The 18,690-nt window shown below is 65.7% G+C and carries 19 protein-coding genes; 18 read left to right on the forward strand and 1 reads right to left on the reverse strand.

Going from position 1 to position 18,690, the window contains the following annotated elements:
• The 9 genes from ACCC97_RS11335 to ACCC97_RS11375 form a co-directional block, all read left to right on the forward strand.
• Positions 1 to 1,163, forward strand: a 1,163-nt coding sequence (locus ACCC97_RS11335) for an NAD(P)/FAD-dependent oxidoreductase (protein ID WP_413332813.1), incomplete at its 5' end; no start/stop codon positions are given.
• An 82-nt stretch (positions 1,164 to 1,245) separates the two neighbouring features.
• Positions 1,246 to 1,998, forward strand: a complete 753-nt coding sequence (locus ACCC97_RS11340; RefSeq protein ID WP_413332913.1) for an NAD(P)H-dependent oxidoreductase — start codon at positions 1,246 to 1,248, stop codon at positions 1,996 to 1,998.
• The gene (locus tag ACCC97_RS11345; RefSeq protein WP_413332815.1) at positions 1,995 to 2,876 is read left to right on the forward strand and encodes an acyl-CoA thioesterase; all 882 of its coding nucleotides are present in this window, start codon (positions 1,995 to 1,997) and stop codon (positions 2,874 to 2,876) included. Before ACCC97_RS11340 ends, ACCC97_RS11345 begins: the two co-directional genes overlap by 4 nt.
• A 208-nt stretch (positions 2,877 to 3,084) precedes the next feature.
• Positions 3,085 to 3,915 (forward strand): ABC transporter ATP-binding protein, encoded by an 831-nt coding sequence (locus ACCC97_RS11350; RefSeq protein WP_413332817.1) that lies wholly within the window; start codon positions 3,085 to 3,087, stop codon positions 3,913 to 3,915.
• Positions 3,912 to 4,703, forward strand: a complete 792-nt coding sequence (locus tag ACCC97_RS11355) for an ABC transporter ATP-binding protein (protein ID WP_413332819.1) — start codon at positions 3,912 to 3,914, stop codon at positions 4,701 to 4,703. The genes ACCC97_RS11350 and ACCC97_RS11355 overlap by 4 nt, the downstream gene beginning before the upstream one ends.
• Positions 4,696 to 6,558 (forward strand): AMP-dependent synthetase/ligase, encoded by a 1,863-nt coding sequence (locus tag ACCC97_RS11360; protein ID WP_413332821.1) that lies wholly within the window; start codon positions 4,696 to 4,698, stop codon positions 6,556 to 6,558. The genes ACCC97_RS11355 and ACCC97_RS11360 overlap by 8 nt, the downstream gene beginning before the upstream one ends.
• Entirely contained in the window at positions 6,555 to 7,427 is an 873-nt protein-coding gene (locus ACCC97_RS11365) for a branched-chain amino acid ABC transporter permease (protein ID WP_413332823.1), read from the forward strand. The genes ACCC97_RS11360 and ACCC97_RS11365 overlap by 4 nt, the downstream gene beginning before the upstream one ends.
• A complete protein-coding gene (locus tag ACCC97_RS11370) occupies positions 7,427 to 8,473 on the forward strand; it encodes a branched-chain amino acid ABC transporter permease (protein WP_413332825.1) in 1,047 nt (348 codons plus the stop codon). The genes ACCC97_RS11365 and ACCC97_RS11370 overlap by 1 nt, the downstream gene beginning before the upstream one ends.
• A 50-nt stretch (positions 8,474 to 8,523) precedes the next feature.
• Entirely contained in the window at positions 8,524 to 9,684 is a 1,161-nt protein-coding gene (locus ACCC97_RS11375; protein ID WP_413332827.1) for an ABC transporter substrate-binding protein, read from the forward strand.
• Between the two features lie 34 nt (positions 9,685 to 9,718).
• Here the strand turns inward: ACCC97_RS11375 and ACCC97_RS11380 are convergent, their stop codons facing one another.
• A complete protein-coding gene (locus ACCC97_RS11380) occupies positions 9,719 to 10,312 on the reverse strand; it encodes a TetR/AcrR family transcriptional regulator (RefSeq protein WP_413332829.1) in 594 nt (197 codons plus the stop codon).
• Between the two features lie 141 nt (positions 10,313 to 10,453).
• Between ACCC97_RS11380 and ACCC97_RS11385 the strand changes: the two genes are divergently transcribed.
• The 9 genes from ACCC97_RS11385 (at position 10,454) to ACCC97_RS11425 (ending at position 18,676) form a co-directional block, all read left to right on the forward strand.
• Positions 10,454 to 11,617 (forward strand): acyl-CoA dehydrogenase family protein, encoded by a 1,164-nt coding sequence (locus tag ACCC97_RS11385; protein WP_413332831.1) that lies wholly within the window; start codon positions 10,454 to 10,456, stop codon positions 11,615 to 11,617.
• Positions 11,618 to 11,623: 6 nt separating this feature from the next.
• Complete coding sequence (locus ACCC97_RS11390; protein WP_413332833.1) at positions 11,624 to 12,298, forward strand: transglutaminase domain-containing protein; 675 nt, start codon at positions 11,624 to 11,626, stop codon at positions 12,296 to 12,298.
• Positions 12,299 to 12,334: 36 nt separating this feature from the next.
• Positions 12,335 to 13,507 carry a CaiB/BaiF CoA transferase family protein gene (locus ACCC97_RS11395; protein WP_413332835.1) on the forward strand — a complete coding sequence of 391 codons (1,173 nt, stop codon included), beginning with the start codon at positions 12,335 to 12,337 and terminating at the stop codon, positions 13,505 to 13,507.
• Positions 13,504 to 14,061 (forward strand): DUF2889 domain-containing protein, encoded by a 558-nt coding sequence (locus ACCC97_RS11400; RefSeq protein ID WP_413332837.1) that lies wholly within the window; start codon positions 13,504 to 13,506, stop codon positions 14,059 to 14,061. Before ACCC97_RS11395 ends, ACCC97_RS11400 begins: the two co-directional genes overlap by 4 nt.
• A complete protein-coding gene (locus ACCC97_RS11405; RefSeq protein WP_413332839.1) occupies positions 14,058 to 14,873 on the forward strand; it encodes an enoyl-CoA hydratase-related protein in 816 nt (271 codons plus the stop codon). The genes ACCC97_RS11400 and ACCC97_RS11405 overlap by 4 nt, the downstream gene beginning before the upstream one ends.
• Before the next feature lie 261 nt (positions 14,874 to 15,134).
• Positions 15,135 to 16,010, forward strand: coding sequence for a branched-chain amino acid ABC transporter permease (locus ACCC97_RS11410; RefSeq protein WP_139701751.1), 876 nt, complete (start codon positions 15,135 to 15,137; stop codon positions 16,008 to 16,010).
• Between the two features lie 25 nt (positions 16,011 to 16,035).
• Complete coding sequence (locus ACCC97_RS11415) at positions 16,036 to 17,112, forward strand: branched-chain amino acid ABC transporter permease (RefSeq protein ID WP_413332842.1); 1,077 nt, start codon at positions 16,036 to 16,038, stop codon at positions 17,110 to 17,112.
• Positions 17,109 to 17,906, forward strand: coding sequence for an ABC transporter ATP-binding protein (locus ACCC97_RS11420; protein WP_139701749.1), 798 nt, complete (start codon positions 17,109 to 17,111; stop codon positions 17,904 to 17,906). Before ACCC97_RS11415 ends, ACCC97_RS11420 begins: the two co-directional genes overlap by 4 nt.
• Entirely contained in the window at positions 17,903 to 18,676 is a 774-nt protein-coding gene (locus ACCC97_RS11425; RefSeq protein ID WP_413332844.1) for an ABC transporter ATP-binding protein, read from the forward strand. Before ACCC97_RS11420 ends, ACCC97_RS11425 begins: the two co-directional genes overlap by 4 nt.
• Positions 18,677 to 18,690 lie beyond the last annotated feature (14 nt).

Genomic DNA, 18,690 nt, shown 5'->3' on the forward strand with positions numbered 1-18,690 from the left:
TGCTGCCGTACCAGCGACCCCCGCTGTCCAAAGCATACCTGCATGGTGCCGCGAGCTTTGAGTCACTTGCACTGCGGCCTGCGTCGGCCTACGAGGCGGCACGGGTGCAGGTGTATTCGGGCGCGCATCTTGTCCAGATCGACCGGGCGGGTCATCGTGTCCGTCTCCAGGACGGCCGGGTCATGCCCTACACGAAGCTGGCGTTGTGCATGGGCGGGCGCCCGCGCACGCTCGTGTTGCCTGGGCTGGACGCAGGTGCAAAGCCACGCAACCTGCACTACCTTCGAACGCTCACGGATGCCGATGCGATTCGCGCCGGGCTGAAAGAAGGCGCACGCCTGGTCGTCGTGGGCGGTGGCTATGTCGGGCTCGAGTTGGCGGCGTCGGCGCGAAAGTTCGGCGCCGAGGTGACGGTGATCGAGGCACTGCCGCGTGTGCTTGCTCGGGTGACCGGTGCGCAGGTGGCGGCCTTCTACGAAGCCGTGCATCGCGAGGCGGGCGTGCAACTGCGCACCGGGCTGTCCGTCGAACGCGCAGAACTGGCGGACGATGGCGCAATCACCGCGTTGGTGTGTGCTTCGGGCGAACGCATTGCTGCCGACATCGTGGTGGCCGGCGTCGGCATGCTTCCCAACGTGGAACTGGCGCAGGCGGCCGGACTCGCCATCGACGGCGGGATCGTGGTCGACGAGTTCTCGCAAACCTCCGACCCCGACATCTTTGCGGCGGGCGATTGCACCGCGCATCACAGTGCGCTCTACAACCGGCACATTCGCCTCGAGTCCGTCCCGAACGCATTGGAGCAGGCCAGAGCCGCTGCCTCGGCGTTGTGCGGCAAGCCCAAGCCCAACCACGCGGTGCCGTGGTTCTGGTCCGATCAGTACGACCTCAAGTTGCAGATGGTCGGCTTGTCGCAGGGGCACGAGGCCTGCGTTCTGCGAGGCGATCCTGCGTCGCGGCGCTTCATCGCCTTCTATCTGGCAAAAGGGGTGGTGATCGCAGCCGATGCAGTGAACCGGCCAGCCGATTTCATGCTCGCCAAGCGGTTGGTTGCCGCGGGTGGGGTGGTGGATGCCTCCGTGCTGGGCGACGAATCCGTGTCCCTCAAGGATTGTCTGCCGGCTTCGCCAGCGGCGCCCGCGACTGCCGCGCTGCTTGGGTAAGCCGGGACAGCCCCGGTTGAGGCCACTTTCCATTGACTCACTGCAACAACGAAATCACGAGGAGGGCGCAAGCCCCTTGTCTATGAACATACTGATCGTCTACGCCCACCCGGAACCGAAATCCTTCAACCGCGGCCTGTTGGACCGCTCGATACAGGTGCTGCAGGAGGAGGGACACCAGGTCGTGGTGTCCGACCTCTATGCCATGGGCTTCAATCCCGTCGCCAGTGCCGAGGACTTCCGCGAGCGGCGCTTCCCCGATGCGCTGCAATACGACCGTGAGCAGAAGCATGCCCACGAACACCAGGCCTTCGCGCCGGACATCCAGGCGGAGATCGACAAGCTGCTCGCGTGCGACATGTTGATCCTGCAGTTCCCGCTGTGGTGGTTCTCGGTGCCGGCCATCATGAAGGGCTGGTTCGACCGCGTGTTCGTCAATGGCGTGGTGTACGGCAAGGGCCGGCGCTTCGACGCCGGCGGCATGAAGGGGCGGCGCGCGCTCGTGTGCACCAGCACCGCGTGCCTGCCCGGCATGGTCGAGCCCGACGGCCTGCTGGCCCATCTGGACGTGAATCTGTGGCACCTGCTCCATGGCACGCTGGCCTACGCGGGCTTCGAGGTACTGGCGCCGCATGCGTCGTGGTCCATCCACTACACCACACCCGAGACGCGCGCCGGCTACATCGATGCGTTCTCCCAGCGACTGCGTGGCATCGGCCAGGAGGCGCCCATGCCGTTGCACCGGCTCGATGAATTCGGTGCGGACTGGCGCCTGAAGCCGGGCATCGCACCGCGCACGAACGGCCATCGCCGGCCCGAGCTGGCCGCGGAATGAACGACGCGGCTGTGGACCGCGCCATCACGCTGGCGCAGCGAATGGCGTTGGACCGGATTGCGCCGCAGACCTGGCGCAGCCGCTACAGCGACTCGAACCAGAACGGCCGCTCCTATGGAGGCCAGTTGCTGGGGCAGGCGTTCCATGCGGCGTTGCTCGATGCGCCGCCGGAGCGAGAGCCCACGGCGATGCAATTCCTGTTTCTACAGGGCGCGATGCCGGACCAGCCGGTCGACTACACGGTGTCGGACCTGCAGAGTGGCAAGCGTTTTCACTCGGTCGGAGTGCGTGGGGCGCAGGGTGAGCGCACGGTGCTCCAGGCTCAGGTGAGTTGCGCGTTGCCTCTTGATGGGCCGACGCACGCGCGGCCGAGCTTGGCGCCTGCCGACGAAGTTCCCGGGCGCCTGCCTCGCCTGGCGCAGGTGTCATCGACGCTGCGCGACCAGCTGGCGCTGATGGGTGGCTATGGCCGCGATGTCAACGACTGCATCGAGTTCCGCATTCCGGACGCAGAACGCCAACTGGATGGGACTACGGCAGACCATCGCTTCCGCTACTGGATGCGGGTGCCGCACGGCCTTCCCGATGCGCCGCGGGTGCAGGCCGCGTGCTTTGCCTATCTGTCCGATTGGTGGCTCAACTTCTGCAGCATGGCGCCGCACCTGAAGCGGGCGGGCGAGCGGCCGATCTACATCACCAGCCTCAACCATGGCGTGTGGTTGCACCGGGTGCCGCGCTGCGACGGCTGGCTGCACGTGGCGTCCGAGAGCCTGCATGCGGCGCATGGGCGTGGACTCTCCATTGCCCATTACCACGACCTCGAGGGGCGTCATGTGGCAACGGCCACTCAGGACTGCCTGCTGGCCTACGCGGACTGATTGAGCGGCACGCACGCACGTGCGGGAGGCCGTGCAGGGCGCCAGAAATTCCGCTTCGCGAGAACACGGTCCCTTCGAGGGTAATCCCCAGCGTCAGGGCTCTCGAAGCCTCCCATAATTCGCTCATTATCAGACCGACGAGACGGTCTATAAAAGAGCATGTTCCTTTCCACAAGGCCGGCGGCGCCGGCCTCAAATTTCTCGATGTATGGTCATCACTCAACCTTCAGGCGACCCACCGAAGCCTGCGCTTGCCATCCACAACATCCAAGTGGTTTACGGCGGAGCCATCGAAGCCGTGCGTGACGTGTCGCTGGAAGTCCGGCCAGGTCAGATCGTGGCCTTGCTGGGCTCCAACGGCGCGGGCAAGTCCACGGTCCTCAAGGCCGTGTCGGGCGTGCTGGATGCCGAAGACGGCAAGATCGAGAAGGGCTCGATCCTGCTGAACGGCCAAGCCATCGAAAAGGCGCTGGCGCCTGCCATCGTGCGTCAAGGCATGGTGCAAGTGCCGGAGGGGCGCCGCCTGTTCGCCACGCTGACGGTGGAAGAGAACCTGATCGCAGGGGCGCACCTGCAGGCTGCAGCCAGCCTGGCGCGTGGACGCGAAGAAGTGTTCGCGTTGTTCCCGCGGCTGGCCGACCTGCGCGGCACGGTTGCGGGCTACCTGTCCGGTGGTGAACAGCAGATGGTGGCCATCGGGCGTGCGCTCATGAGTCGGCCGCGCGTGCTGGCGCTCGACGAGCCTTCGCTGGGCCTGGCGCCGCTGATCGTCAGTGAGATCTTCCACAGTATCCAGAAGCTGCGCGACACCACCGGCCTGACGATCCTGCTGGTCGAGCAGAACGCCAACCGGGCCCTGGCCATCGCCGACTACGCCTACATCATGGAGAACGGCCGCGTCGTGCTGGACGGCACCAGCGAGCAACTGCGCCGCAACGCCGACGTGCGGGAGTTCTACCTTGGCCTGAGCTCGCAGCCCGGGCGCACCAGCATGAAAGACGTCAAGCACTACAAGCGCCGCAAGAGGTGGCTGTCATGAGCACGCCTGCGCACGCCCCGGTCCTGGAGGCGATCGGCATCTCCAAGCGTTTCGGCGGCGTCAAGGCCGTGACCGCAGTCAGCCTGAAGGTGATGCCGGGCGAGATCGTGAGCCTGATCGGCCCCAACGGCGCCGGCAAGACCACCACCTTCAACCTCGTCAGCGGCGTCTTGCCGCCCAGCGAGGGGCAGATCCTGTTCAAGGGCCAGGACACGGCGAAGTTCAAGTCTTCCGAGTTTGCCCGCCTGGGCATCGGCCGCACCTTTCAGAACCTGGCGCTGTTCCGTCAAGGCAGCGTGATCGAGAACCTGCTGGTCGGGCGCCACATCCACTTCAACTATTCCGTGCTGGAGTCGCTCGCGTTCTGGGGCCGCCCGCGGCGCGAGGAGATCGCCGCGCGTGAAAAGGTCGAACAGATCATCGAGTTCCTGGAGATCGAAGAGCTGCGCGACAAGCCGGTGAGCCAGTTGGCCTATGGCCAGCAAAAGCGCGTCGAGCTGGGCCGGGCGCTGGCCTGCGAGCCCAGCCTGTTGCTGCTCGACGAAATCGTGGCGGGCATGAACCGTGAAGAGAAAGAGGACATCGCCCGCTTCACCCTGGACATCCGCGACGAATTCGGCGTCGCGGTGCTGATGATCGAACATGACATGCAAGTGGTGATGGACCTTTCGGACCGTGTGTACGTGCTGGATTTCGGTTGCCTGATCGCGCAGGGAACGCCGGCCGAGGTGGCTGCGAACCCGGCCGTGCTGGCGGCCTACCTCGGAGAGGAGGGCAGCCATGTTTGAGCACGAACAATTGATTCGCGGCGAAGGCACGCTGCCGGCCCTGCTGCGCGCCCGTGCCCGCGAGCGCGGCGCGCAGGTGGCGCTGCGCGAGAAGGTCAACGGCATCTGGCGCACGCGCACCTGGGCCGACTACTACCGCGACGCGCGCCGCACGGCACTGGGCCTGATGAAGCTCGGCCTGCGGCGCGGCGACCGCATCATCATCGCGGCCGAAGGGCTCCCAGAGTGGTTCTATGCCGACCTGGGTGCCCAGATGATCGGTGTCCAGGTGGTGGGCATCTATCCCACCAACCCTTGGGCCGAAGTGCTGTACATCGCAGGCCACTGCCAGGCGAAGGTGGCGATCACCGGCGACCAGGAACAGACCGACAAGGTGCTCGATGCGATGGCCAGCGAAGCCGGCTTGCCGCATCTGCAGCATCTCTTTTGCGTCGACATGAAAGGACTGCGCCGCTACGAGCCGGGCCGGCCGCACAGCTTCGCGCACTTGATGGCGCTGGGCGACCAGCTCGCGGCCGAGGATGCCACGGCGGAAAAGCGGCTCGATGCCAGCATCGAGAGCCTGGTGCCGGACGACGTCAACATCCTGGTCTACACCTCCGGGACCACCGGGCCGCCGAAGGGCGCGATGCTCACGCACCGCAACTTCATCTATGGCACCTACGCCTACCGCGCGGCGCGTCGGATGCACGACCAGCCGTTCGAGTCGGTGTGCTACCTGCCTTTGTGCCACGTGGCCGAGCGTGCCTACTCCACGGTGCAGCACCTGATCTCGGGCGGCTGCGTGAATTTTGCCGAGTCCGTCGACACGGTGGCCACCAACATCCGCGAGATCGCTCCGACCTTCTTTCTCGGCGTGCCGCGCATCTGGGAGAAATTGCAGCAGGGCTTCGAGTTCAAGATGCAGGACGCCAGCCGTCTGTCTCGCTGGGTCTACCGTGTGGGCATGAAGCGCGGGCGGGTGCTGTCCGACCGCCGTGCGGCCAAGGGCCGGCTCACGGCACTGGGCGATCGGCTGGAGTTTGGCTTCTGGTACGCCGCGCTGTTTCGCAACATGCAGCGCCACATGGGATTGAACCGCACCCACACCCGCATGTGCGGCGGCGCGTCGGTGTCGCCCGAGACCTTGCGTTTCTTTGACATCATCGGCGTGCCGGTGGGCCAGGGCTACGGACTCACAGAGTCGTGCGGGCTGGGGTTCGTGCAGGTGCCGGGACGCCCTTTCCTGAATGCCAGTTGCGGACCCGCGATGCCGGGAACTGAATGGAAGCTCGGCGCGGACGGTGAAGTCTTCCTGCGCTCGCCCGGTGTCTTCAAGGGCTATCTGTTCGACGACAAGGGCACGAGCGAGATCCTGCAGGCCGACGGCTGGCTCGCCTCCGGCGACATCGTGGAGCTGCGCGGAGAGGACGAGGTCGCGGTGGTGGACCGCAAGAAGGCCATCATCATCACCAGCGGCGGCAAGAACATCGCGCCCTCGGAGATCGAGAACGCGTTGAAGGACAGCCCGTACATCCGCGAGGCCATCGTGGTGGGGGAGGGCCGCAAGTTCCTGGGCGGCCTGATCCAGATCGACTTCGACAGCGTGGGCCGGTGGGCCGCCGAGCGCGACCTGCAATACACCACCTTCAAGTCGGTGACGCTCCTGCCCGATGTGGTGGCGCTCATCCAGGGCGTGGTCGACGAGGTGAACTCGCGTTTTGCACGGGTGGAAAACATCCGCAGGTTTGTGCTCCTCGAAAAGGAGCTGGACCACGACGACGGCGAAATCACCGCCACGCAGAAGGTCCGCCGCGGCCTCATCAACAAGAAGTTCGGGCGCGAGCTCGAACAGATCTACGGGCAAGCGTCATGAGCTATTTCATCGAACTGGTCGTCTCGGGCATGGCGATCGGTGCCATCTATGGACTGGTCGCCATGGGCTTCGCGGTGATCTACAAGGCCACCGGCATCGTCAACTTCGCACAGGGCGAGATGGGCATGCTCACCGCCTACACCTCCTGGTCGATCGCCGTCACCCTGGGCACCGGCGCCGTGCTGACGGTGCTCGTGGCGGTGGTGGTGGGCGCGCTCCTGGGCCTGATCTGCGAGCGGCTCATCATGCGACCCATGCTCGGCGAGTCGGTGCTGTCCGTCGTGCTGGTGACGGTGGGCCTGTCCGTGATGCTGCGCTCCCTGGTGACCCTGATCTGGGGCGCCTCTCCGCAAAAGTTTGCGGTGGCGGGCGCGGACACCATCGTGCACCTGGGCGGAATCGGCATGCGTGTCAGCCAGATCGCCGTGATCGCCGTGCTGCTGCTGGCGTTGGCGGGCTTCTGGTTTTTCCTGAGCCGCAGCCGCTTCGGCGTGGCCATGCGCGCGGTGGCGGCGGACGAGAAAACGGCGCGCCTGATGGGCGTGTCCACGGCGCGCGTGCAGGCGGTGGCGTGGGCGGCAGCGTCCGGCCTTGCCGGTCTCGCTGGCGCGTTCTTCGCGGTCATCTATGGCCTGGCGCCCACCCTCTTCGAACTCGGCCTGAAAGCCTTTCCCGCAACGGTGCTGGGTGGCTTCGACGCCATCCTGGGCTCGGGCGTCAGCGGCCTGGTGATCGGCGTGCTGGAGAACCTTGTGGGCGGCTACCTGCCCAGCACGCTCAAGGAGATTGCCGGCTTCGTCCTGATCCTGGTGGTCCTGATGGTGCGGCCCTTCGGTCTGTTCGGTGAAAAAAGAATTGAGAGGGTCTGATGCGCAGCGGCTTCTTCAAACAAAAGTACAGCGACCTGGTGGTCCTGACGGACTCGCCCGCGGTGAAAGCCTGGGTGGCGGTCTTGCTGGTCGCGCTGATCGGGGCGCCGTTCGTCATGAGCAACTACGTGCTGTCGCACATGACGGTGATCCTGTTCACGATCGTGGGCGCACTGGGCCTGATGGTGCTCACCGGGTTCACCGGGCTGATCTCGTTGGGCCACGTCGGCTTTCTCATGCTCGGCGGCTACGCCTATGCGATCGGTGTCACGCGGCTGGGCCTGCCGCCCGAACTTGCGCTCGTGATGTCGGCCGTCGTGCCGGCAGCCTTTGGGTTGATCGTGGGCATTCCTTCGCTGCGCTTGCACGGGCTCTACCTGGCCATCACGACCCTGGCGTTCGCGCACATCGTGAGCGCCGGCATCCTCGCGGGCGGCAAGTTCACCGGGGCGGGCAGCGGGATCGCCGTCGAGCGCCCGGTGATGCTCGGCATGGACCTGTCCAGCGACAGGGCCTTCTACTGGTTCTGCGTGGCGATGTGCGTGCTGGCGGTGATGGTGGTGCTGAACCTGCGGCGCTCCTATGTCGGCCGGGCGCTGGTGGCGATCCGCGACAACGACATCGCGGCGCGCACCATGGGCATCAGCCTGGTGCGCTACAAGCTGCTGGCCTTTCTCGTGAGCGCGGCGCTCACCGGTGTGGCCGGGGCGCTGATGGGCATGTACATGGGCATCGTCTCGGTGGAGGGCTATCCCTTCCTGCTGAGCATCGAGGCGCTGGCGGTGATCATCGTTGGTGGCATCGGCTCCGTGCTCGGCGCTGTCCTCGGCGCCGTGTTCATCGTCAGCATGCCCGAGGTGTTCTCGGCGCTGATGGCCGGCCTCGGCGGTCGCCTGGCCGAGCTGATGACGACCAGCGCGCACGAGATCAAGACCATTCTCTATGGCCTGGCCATCGTCGCCTTCCTGCGCTTCGATCCGCGTGGCCTGCGCGGCATGTGGCACGACCTGCGCCACGCGTGGGTGTTCTGGCCGCTGCGCTACTGATTCCGCGAGTTTTCCCAACGGCTGATTGCCACAACTATCAGGAGACATCCATGAAGCACAAACTCTTGCAGCTTGCTGCCGCCAGCTTGCTGGCCGCCGGCGTCGCTGCGCCTGCATCGGCGCAGCAGCAGGGCGTGACGGACAGCGAGATCGTCATCGGCGACATCCTGCCGCTGACCGGTCCGCCCGCCATGTTGGGCGTGGCGCACAACTTGGGCGTGAAGGTCGCGGTCGCCGAAGCGAATGCCAACGGCGGCATCCATGGCCGCAAGCTGCGCCTGGTCTCCGAGGACGACGGCTATGTGCCTTCGCGCACGATCCAGGGCGTTCGCAAGCTCCTGAACAGCGACAAGGTTTTTGCGTTCACCTCGATCTCGGGCACGGCCCAGGCCCAGGCCGCGATGTCGCTCTTCAAGCAGGCCGGCGTGCCCGCCATGGCGCCCATCACCACCTACGAAGGGCTGTACAAGCCGACCATCAAGAATGTGTTCGCCGTGGGCTACGACATGCGCGAAGCGGTCTACGGCCTGGTGGTCCAGATGGCGGAGCGCTACCCCGGCAAGAAATGGGCGCTGATCTCGCAGGACGACGATTACGGCGAGAACGTGCGCGACGGGTTCGAGCGCGCGGCCAAGGAGAAGAAGCTGGAGCTGGTTTCCAGCCAGATCTTCAAGAAGGGTCAGTCGGACTTCTCGTCGGAAATCCTCAAGGTCAAGCAGGCCGGCGCCGAAGCGTTGATGGCGGGCGGCGTGCTCGGCGAGAACGTCACCATGGTCAAGGAGCTCGAGCGCATCGGTCACAAGATCCCGGTCGGCGTGACTTACGTTTCGCGCGTGCCCGCCAGTGCCAAGATGATGGGCTCGGCCGGTGAAAACGTGTACACGGTGGACTACGTCTACCTGGAGAGCGCTCCGGAGGCGAAGGGCTTCATGGAGAAGCTGGAGCGGCATCTTTCCGCGGAGGAGCGCACGCGCGTGAACCGCTACTCGTTCACCGGCTACGCGGCGGCGCGCGCGCTGTTCACGGCGATGGAGCGATGCGGCAAGGCGCTGACCTGGGACTGCACCAACGCTGAACTGGCCAAGCTCAGCAAGCTGGAAACGGGTGCCATGACGCCGATCAGCTTCTCGGCGACGAACCATCTGGCGGCGCCCAAGCTGTTCCTGCTCAAGGCCGATCCGGCCACCTCGACCTACAAACTGGTGCAGTGAGAACGGGCAGGGGCGCAGGGTGCGCCCCCTCGTCTCAACCCTTCTCTGCCAGGAAGCCGTTGAGAAAAAGGCGCGCCATGCGGTCGCACAGTTCCTGGGGCTTCACCGGGCCGGTGGACGAATACCAGAAGTCGGTCCAGTTGAGCATGCCCACCAGCATCATGGTGTAGGGCTTGTACAGGTTGTCGGCCAGATGGGGGTTCAGCTCCCGCAACAGGCCCGCGATGAGTTCGGCCAGTTGGCGCTGCAGCGCAATGAGCGGCGCCTGCTTGGCCTTGGGAAGAAACTTCACATCGCTCATCGCAACCATGTGACGGCGGCGCGACTGGACCGACTTCTGCATGTAGGCCTGAACCAGCCGTTGCATACGCTCGCCCGGCTTGCCCTTGCCGGTCAGCGCTTCCTCCAGCGCGGCGATCAGCCGCTGCAGATGCTCTTGCAGCATCGCAAACAGCAGATCGTCCTTCGCCGGGAAGTAGTGGTAGAGCATCGACTTGGTCGCCCCGCACGCTTTGGCCACATCCTGCATCTTGGCCGCAGGGTAGCCCTCCTTGGCAAAAAGGGCGGCAGCGCAGTCCATGATGGCCTGGCTCTTGGATTCATAGTCGTCTGAACGTACGCGGGGCATGCGGTCCTCCTTGGGGCGGGAAGTGTAGCAAGCGCTGCTTGCACAGAGTCAGTTGCATCATTAAAATAAACCGACACGCCGGTCTATTAAATGGTTCGGCATGCCCGTTCTTCGAACTGAATCCATCACGCATCCACCCCTATGACCGAATTCGAATTTCTGGAACCTGACCTCCTCGACGAAGACCTGCGCATGGTGCGCGAGCAGGTGCGCCGTTTTGTCCGCGAGCGCATCGTTCCCTGCGCCGATGCCTGGGAAGCTTCGGGCGAGATCCCGCGCGAGCTGTTCCGCGATCTGGGCCAGCTCGGGTTCCTCGGGATGCGCCACCCTGTCGAGTACGGCGGTGGTGGCATGGGCCCGTTGGCTTCTGTCGTCCTGGGGGAGGAGTTGGCACGCTCCGGCTATGGCGGCGTGGCCTCGGCCCTCACGGTGCACAGCGACATGTCCATCGGCCACATCGCGCACCGCGGCACGCACGAACAAAAACTGAAGTACCTGCCTGCAGCCTGCGCGGGTGAGAAGGTGGGCGCCGTGTGCGTCACGGAGCCGAACGCGGGCTCGGACGTCGCCGGCCTCAAGACGCGCGCGCAGCGCACGTCCGATGGCGGCTGGGTGCTCAATGGTTCCAAGACCTTCATCACCAACGGCGTATATGGCGACATCTTCATCGTGGCGGCCCGCACCGATCCCGATGCGAAGGGCAGTCGCGGCATCTCGTTGTTCATCGTCGAGAAAGGGAACCCCGGTCTGAAGGTCGCGCGTCAGTTCGACAAGCATGGCTGGCGCTCGTCCGACACCGCAGAGCTGTTCTTCGACGACATGAAGCTGGCGCCCGATGCGCTGCTGGGCGAGGAGGGTAAGGGCTTTTACTACATCATGAGCACGTTCCAGAACGAACGGCTGGTGGTGGGCGCGCTGGTCTCGGGCACCTGCGCCCGCGCCATCGAACTGACGGTGGACTACGTGCGCCAACGCCAGGCATTCGGCAAGACGTTGTGGGACCAGCAGGTGGTGCGCAACAAGCTCTCCTGGATCGCGTCCAAGGCTGCGGCAGCGCGTGCGCTCACCTACCAGTGTGCCCAGATGATCGCCGAGGGGAAGGACACCGTGCGCGAGGTGTCGATGCTCAAGGCCTTCGCAGCCGAGACGCTGCAGGAAGTGGTGCACACCTGCCTGCAGTTGCACGGCGGCACCGGCTTCATCATCGGCACGCCGGTGGAGCGCATGGCACGCGACGCCCGCATCCTGACCATCGGCGGTGGTGCCACCGAGGTGATGCTCGAAGAAGTCGCCAAGCGCATGTGAGCGGCGATGAACGAGACGGAATTCACTCCCTACGGTTGGCCCGAACCGGGTGATCGTTACCTGGCGGCCACGGAGTTCCTGGACTTCAGCGCTCCTTCGGTCGCGCAGTTCGTGGCCGATGCAATCCGGGACGCGACGACGCCGACGCAGAAGGCTGTTCGGCTGTTTGGCGCGGTGCGCGATCAGGTCCGCTATGACGCGGGCAACGTGCGGTTGACCCCCGCGGGCTTTCGGGCCAGTACCGTGGTGGCGGAAGGCGAGGCTTTCTGCATCCCGAAGGCGGCGCTGTTGGTGGCCGCGGCGCGCCGCGCCGGCATCCCGGCCGCAATCGGCTTGTCGGACGTCGTCAATCATTTCAGCACGCCGAAGATGCAACAGGCCATGGGCGGGCGCGAAGTGTTCATGCACCACGGCTGGGCCGCGCTCTACCTGGAAGGTCGTTGGGTGAAGGCTGTGCCCGCGTTCAACAAGGAACTGTGCGCGCTGATGGGCGTGCCGCCGACCGAGTTCGACGGCACGCAAGACGCGGTGCTTCAGCAGTTCAAGGCCGACGGATTGGTGCACATGGAATACCTGCGCGATCACGGCATCTGGTCGGACGTGCCCTTTCAACGCATCGAGGCCGACTGGACCGGCTACTACCCACCGACGCTGTGGCGCGACCGCCGCGCCTGCGCATGAATTCTTCTGCTCTCCCTTCTTTTCGAAAGCTGTGTCATGTCCGGGCCTCTCTCCCACATCACTGTCATTGAACTGGCTGGCATCGGCCCGGGGCCGTTCGCCTGCATGATGCTGGCCGACCTGGGCGCCACGGTCGTTCGGGTCGATCGCCTACCCGGACCTCCTTCCAGGGGCGGCCTTGAAGACCTGATGCGCAACGACAGCATCGTCGACCGCGGCCGGCGCTCGGTGTCGGTGAACATGAAGGACCCGCGCGGCGTCGAGGCGGTGCTCCAGCTGATGGAGCGCGCCGACATCCTGGTGGAAGGATTTCGCCCCGGCGTCGCGGAAAAGCTGGGCCTGGGCCCGTCGGTGTGCCATGCGCGCAATCCGCGACTGATCTACGGCCGCATGACCGGCTGGGGCCAGACCGGGCCGCTGGCTCAGGCGGCCGGCCACGACATCAACTACATCTCCTTGTCGGGCGCGCTCCACGCCATGGGCGAGGCCGATCGTCCCCCCGTACCTCCGCTGAACCTGGTGGGCGACTACGGCGGCGGCGGCATGCTGCTGGTCGTGGGTGTGCTCGCCGCGCTGGCCGAGGCCCAGCGCTCGGGCAAGGGGCAGGTGGTCGATGCGGCCATGACCGACGGCGCGGCGCTGTTGATGGCTGCGCAGTACGGGCTCATGGCCAAGGGCTTCTGGCAAGACCAGAGGGAAAGCAACTTCCTGGACGGTGCGGCGCACTTCTACGGCACCTATGAGTGCGCGGATGGCCGCTACGTATCGATCGGCGCCATCGAGCCGCAGTTCTACAGCCAACTGCTGACGCTGTGCGGCATCGACGATCCGCAGTTCCGGAAGCAATGGGCGCAGGGGGAATGGCCCGCGTTGCGCCGCAAGCTCGACGCGGTGATGCGCCAGCGCACGCGTGACGAATGGTGCGCGCTGCTGGAAGGCACCGATGCGTGTTTCGCGCCGGTGTTGTCGATGGCCGAGGCACCCCTGCACCCGCACAACCGGGCACGCGGCACCTTTGTCGCCCCGCAGGGCGTCAGCCAGCCCGCGCCGGCGCCACGATTCGATCGAACGCCTTCGGGGCTTCCGCAGCCCGCACCCACGGTGGGGGCGCACACCGGAGAACTTCTCGCCCACGCAGGCTTTGCGCCCGAGGACATCCGCGCGCTGCACGAGGCCGGCGTTATTCACTTGGCCGGGGCTGTCGCATGAGCCTTGCACCACTGCCCTGCGCACGAACGCCGCTGCATTCCCGCCGCATCCATTGCGAAGGTTTCCGGCGCGAAGATGGTCTCCTCGAACTGGAAGCCACGCTGATCGATACCAAGCCCATGCCGCTGCAGCTGGTGTGCCGGGTGGTCCCGGCCGAGGAGCCCATTCACCAGATGCGGGTGCGCCTGGTGCTCAACGCGCAGCGCGAGATCGTGGATGCGACCGCATTCAGCGAGCACACACCTTATTCCACATGCTCGGGCGTGGAAGCCGGCTATCGGCAGGTGATCGGCCTGTGCATCGAGCCGGGCTTCACCCAGCAGGTGAAGCGCTTGTTCCGCGGCATCGCAGGCTGCACCCACATCACGGAACTCCTGCCCCTGATGGCGAGTACCGCCTTCCAGCTGTTCTGGGCCGATGGCAGCTTTGCCGCGCAAGACGCGCGCGCCAGCGAGCAACGCCAAACGCCGCTGGGCGGTTGCCATGCCCTCCGGCTGGACGGCGAAGTCGTCCGGACCTACTTCCCCCAATTCCATAGGAAACCTTCGCCATGAATGACGCTGTGCTTTTCGATGTTCAGGACGGCGTCGCCACGATGACCCTGAATGAAGGCGCGCGGCTCAACCCGTTGACGCAGCCGCTGCTCCAAGGTCTGCTCGGCGGACTGCACCGCGTACGCGAAGACCCGAACATTCGCGCCTTGCTGCTGACCGCCAACGGCCGCGGTTTCTGCGTCGGGGCGGACCTGCAGGAATTCGGGCGTCGCGCCGCCGATCCGGCCAGCGGCACCTTGAGTGACTACGTCGGCCAACTGCTGCGTGAGCAGGCCAGTCCGATCATGCTGCAGATGCGCACACTGCCGGTGCCCGTCGTCTGCGCGATCAACGGAGTGGCCGCCGGCGGCGGTGTGGGATTGGCCTTGTCCGGCGACATGGTGCTTGCCGCGCGCTCCGCCTATTTCTACCTGCCTTTCATGCCCTCGCTCGGGCTGGTGCCGGACATGGGTTCCAGCTGGCTGGTGCCGCACTCCGTCAGCCCTGCACGTGCGCTGGGCCTGGCACTGACCGGCGAGAAGCTTGATGCGCAACGGGCTGCGGAGTGGGGATTGATCTGGGCGTGTACGGATGACGAGATCCTGCAAGAGGCGGCCCGGGCATTGGCGCTGCGCCTGGCGCGTCTGCCATCGCATGCGATCTTGGAGGCACGCGCACTCGCGTCGGCCGCCGGCCGCAACAGCCTGGAGCAGCAGCTGATCCTCGAATGCGAGCGCCAGCAGGCGCTGATCGATGGCGACTCTTTTGCGGAAGGCGTGCGCGCGTTCGCCGAGCGGCGTCCGCCTGTCTTTGCCGGGCGACGAAATGCGTAGAAGCCGCGAGGCGGCATGAGGCGTTCATGCGCCCCGAACGGACCCCGAAGCCCGGTGCAGTCGCACCGGGCTTTTTCACTGCGGGCCCACATGCGGGAAAGCCCGCAGCGCAATGCCACGGGGATCGTCGGATACGACGATACCTCGCGCGAGGCCTCTCCTTAATGTCCATGGTGCGCCTGAACGAAGGGCACGGCATTCGAACAACAGGCCCCGCACGCTCCCCTGGAGCTGACGACGGGGCCCCGATGGAGACACAGCTTGCTGGTATTGCAGATCATCGTCGCGGGCATTGCGCAGGGCTGTGTCTACGGCCTCATTGCCCTGGGCTTCGTGCTCATCTACAAGGCGACCGAGACCGTCAACTTTGCCCAGGGCGACCTGATGATGCTCGGCGCCTTCGCCGGCCTGGCCGGCATGAGCGTGCTGGGCTGGCCCTTTTGGCTGGCTGCGCTCGCGGCCGTCGCAGTGATGGCGCTGGCCGGCATGCTGATCGAGCGCGCGGTGATCCGCCCCGTGCTCGGCCAGCCGCAGTTCTCCATCGTGATGCTCACCTTCGGCCTGGGCTACATCGCCCGCGGCGGCGTCACCATGGTGCCGGGCATCGGCACCGACACGCATGCGCTGGCCGTGCCCTACAAGGGCAGCACGCTCGACCTGGGGGCTGTGGTGGTCGGCGGCGAGCAGATGGTGATCATCGGTGCCACCGCCGCGCTGTGCGGCGGCCTCTGGCTGCTGTTCCGCTACACGCGCGTCGGCATCGCAATGCAGGCCTCGTCGCAGAACCAGCTGGCGGCCTACTACATGGGCATTCCGGTGCAGCGCCTCAACGGCCTGGTGTGGGCGCTGGCCGCGGCCGCCGCCACGGTGGCCGGACTGCTGCTGGCACCGATCACCTTCGTGCACGCCAACATGGGCTTCATCGGGCTCAAGGCCTTTCCGGCGGCTATCGTCGGCGGCTTCGGCAGCCTGCCGGGCGCCATCGTGGGCGGTTTGATCATCGGCGTGGTGGAGTCGCTCTCGGGCTTTTTCTTGCCCGAGGGCTTCAAGGACGTGATGCCCTACGTCGTGGTGCTGCTGATGCTGGCGATCAAGCCGACCGGGCTGTTCGGCGATCGCGCGCGCAAGAAGGTCTAGGACCGCAAGAAAACCAAGGCCACCTATGCGCTTCGTATTCAAGACCCGTTACGACCAGGACATCGCGCTCGCCCGCCACTGCGGCGACCGTTTCTGGTACTCACTGCTCATGCTGGCGCTCGTCGCCGCACCCTGGCTGCTGCCGGAGTACTGGCTGGCCCAGCTCAGTTTCGTGTTCATTTATGCCATCGTTGCCGTCGGCCTGATGCTGCTGGCCGGCTTCACCGGGCAGTTCTCGATCGGCCATGCTGCATTCATGGGCATCGGCGCCTACGCCGAGGCTTATCTGGCGGCGCGGGGCTGGCCACTGGCGGCGAGCCTGGCCTGCGCGATGGCGCTGGCCGCGGCGGCCGGCGTGGTGGTTGGCTTGCCGGCGCTGCGCGTCAAAGGCATGTACCTGGCCATCGCGACCCTGTCCTTCGGTTTCATCGTCGAGGAAGCGCTGGCGCGCTGGGAGAGCGTGACTGGCGGGAATGCGGGAAAGTCGGTGCCGGCGCCGCAGGTGTTTGGCTATGCGCTCGACAGCACCGAGAGCTTCTACTTCCTGTGCCTGGTGTGCGTGGTGGGTAGCACGCTGGTGGTGCTCAACCTCTTGCGCGCGCCGACCGGACGGGCCTTCGTGGCGATCCGCGACTCGGAAGTGTCCGCACAGAGCATGGGCATCCAGTTGGCGCGCTACAAGTCGCTCTCGTTCGCGATCTCGGCCGCGCTCGCCGGCCTGGGCGGTGCGCTCTACGGCCACAAGATGCAGTTCATCTCGCCCGAGCAGTTCAGTCTGGTGCAGTCGATCGACCTGGTGCTGATGGTGGTGATCGGCGGGCTGGGGTCGATTCACGGCGCCTTCTTCGGCGCGATCTTTCTGATCGGCATGCCGCAGCTGATCTCGCTGGGCAAGGACTACCTGCCGGCGGCGATCGGGCAGGCCACCGGCCTGCAGAGCGTGGTCTACGGCGCAGTGCTGATCGCCTTCGTGATGCTCGAGCCGATGGGCCTGTACGGGCGATGGCTCAAGGTGAGGACCTGGTTGGAGCTGTACCCTTTCTATCGGCGCGGCATGTTCAAGCGGCAGAAGTCCTTCCAGAAATCGGAGCGGTTGAAATGAGCGCTCCCTTGCTTTCGGTGCGCGATCTCAGCGTGCGTTTCGGCGGTGTGCTGGCGGTCAACAAGGTCAGCTTCGACGTCCATGCGGGCGAGGTTTTCACGCTCATCGGACCCAACGGTGCGGGCAAGACCACGGTGTTCAACCTGATCAGCCGCATCTACACCCCGACCGGCGGCACGCTCAGCTTCGACGGCCAGCGGCTCGACGCGGTGCCGCCGCACGGTGTGGCCGCGCTCGGCATTGCGCGCACCTTCCAGAACATCGAGCTCTTCGAGCATGCGACGGTGCTGCAGAACCTGCTGATCGGGCGCCACATCCGTCGCAGCACCGGCGTGTGGGCCGAGATGCTGTTCACGCCCGCGGTGCGCGAGGCCGAGCGCCGCACGCGCCGCAAGGTCGAGGAGGTGATCGACCTGCTCGAACTGCAGCACTACCGCGATGCGCTGGTGGCGGGCCTGCCGTACGGCGTGCGCAAGGTCGTGGAGCTGGCGCGCGCGCTGTGCACCGAACCCAAGCTGCTGTTGCTGGACGAGCCCTCGTCCGGCCTGAACGTGGAGGAAACGGGCGACATGGCATTCTGGATCGAGGACATCCGGCGCGACCTCGGCGTGACCATCCTGATGGTGGAGCACGACATGGGGCTGGTGTCGAAGGTGTCGGACCGTGTGCTGGCGATGAACCAGGGGGCTGTGCTCGCAGTCGGTACGCCGTCCGAGGTGCAGGCGGACCCCGGCGTTGTCGAGGCCTATCTCGGGACTGTCGACGATGTGAGCAGCTTGCGGAGGAAGGCATGAGCGACGTCATCCTCCAACTGCTCAACGTCGAGAGCGCCTACGGCCCTATCAAGGCCATCCGAGGCGTGAGCCTCAAGGTGCGTGCCGGGGAGATCGCCACCGTGCTGGGCTCCAACGGCGCTGGCAAGACGACGATTCTCAAGACCATCTCGGGGATCATCGATCCGCGCAAGGGCAGCATCGAGTTCAAGGGCGGGAACATCACGGCGAAAGACCCCGCGCACATCGTGCAGCAAGGCCTGAGCCACGTGCCGGAGGGCCGTGAAGTCTTTCCGTTGCTGTCGGTGAAGGACAACCTGCTGATGGGCGCCTACACCCGCCGCGACCGTGATGGCGTCGCGCGCGACATCGAGACCGTGTTCGGCTACTTCCCGATCCTGAAGGAGCGGGCCGCGCAGGACGCCGGCCTGTTGTCGGGCGGCCAGCAGCAGATGCTCGCGATCTCGCGCGCCATCATGGCCGGCCCCGAGATGATCCTGCTCGACGAGCCCAGCCTGGGCCTCAGCCCCAAGCTCACCAAGGAAATTTTCGAGATCGTGGTGCGCATCAATCGCGAGCGCGGCACCACCATCCTGCTGGTCGAGCAGAACGCCAACATGGCCCTCAACGCTTCGGACTACGGCTACGTGCTGGAGAACGGCCGCATCGTCATGGAAGACACCTGTGAGCGCCTGCGCGAGAAGGACGACATCAAGGAGTTCTACCTGGGCATGAAGGAAGAGGGCGCACGCGGCGAACGCCGCTGGAAAAAGAAGAAGACATGGCGATGAGAAAACCGATGCAC

The sequence above is a fragment of the Variovorax sp. Varisp85 genome (assembly GCF_047304045.1).
In the GTDB taxonomy this organism is placed as follows: domain Bacteria; phylum Pseudomonadota; class Gammaproteobacteria; order Burkholderiales; family Burkholderiaceae_C; genus Variovorax.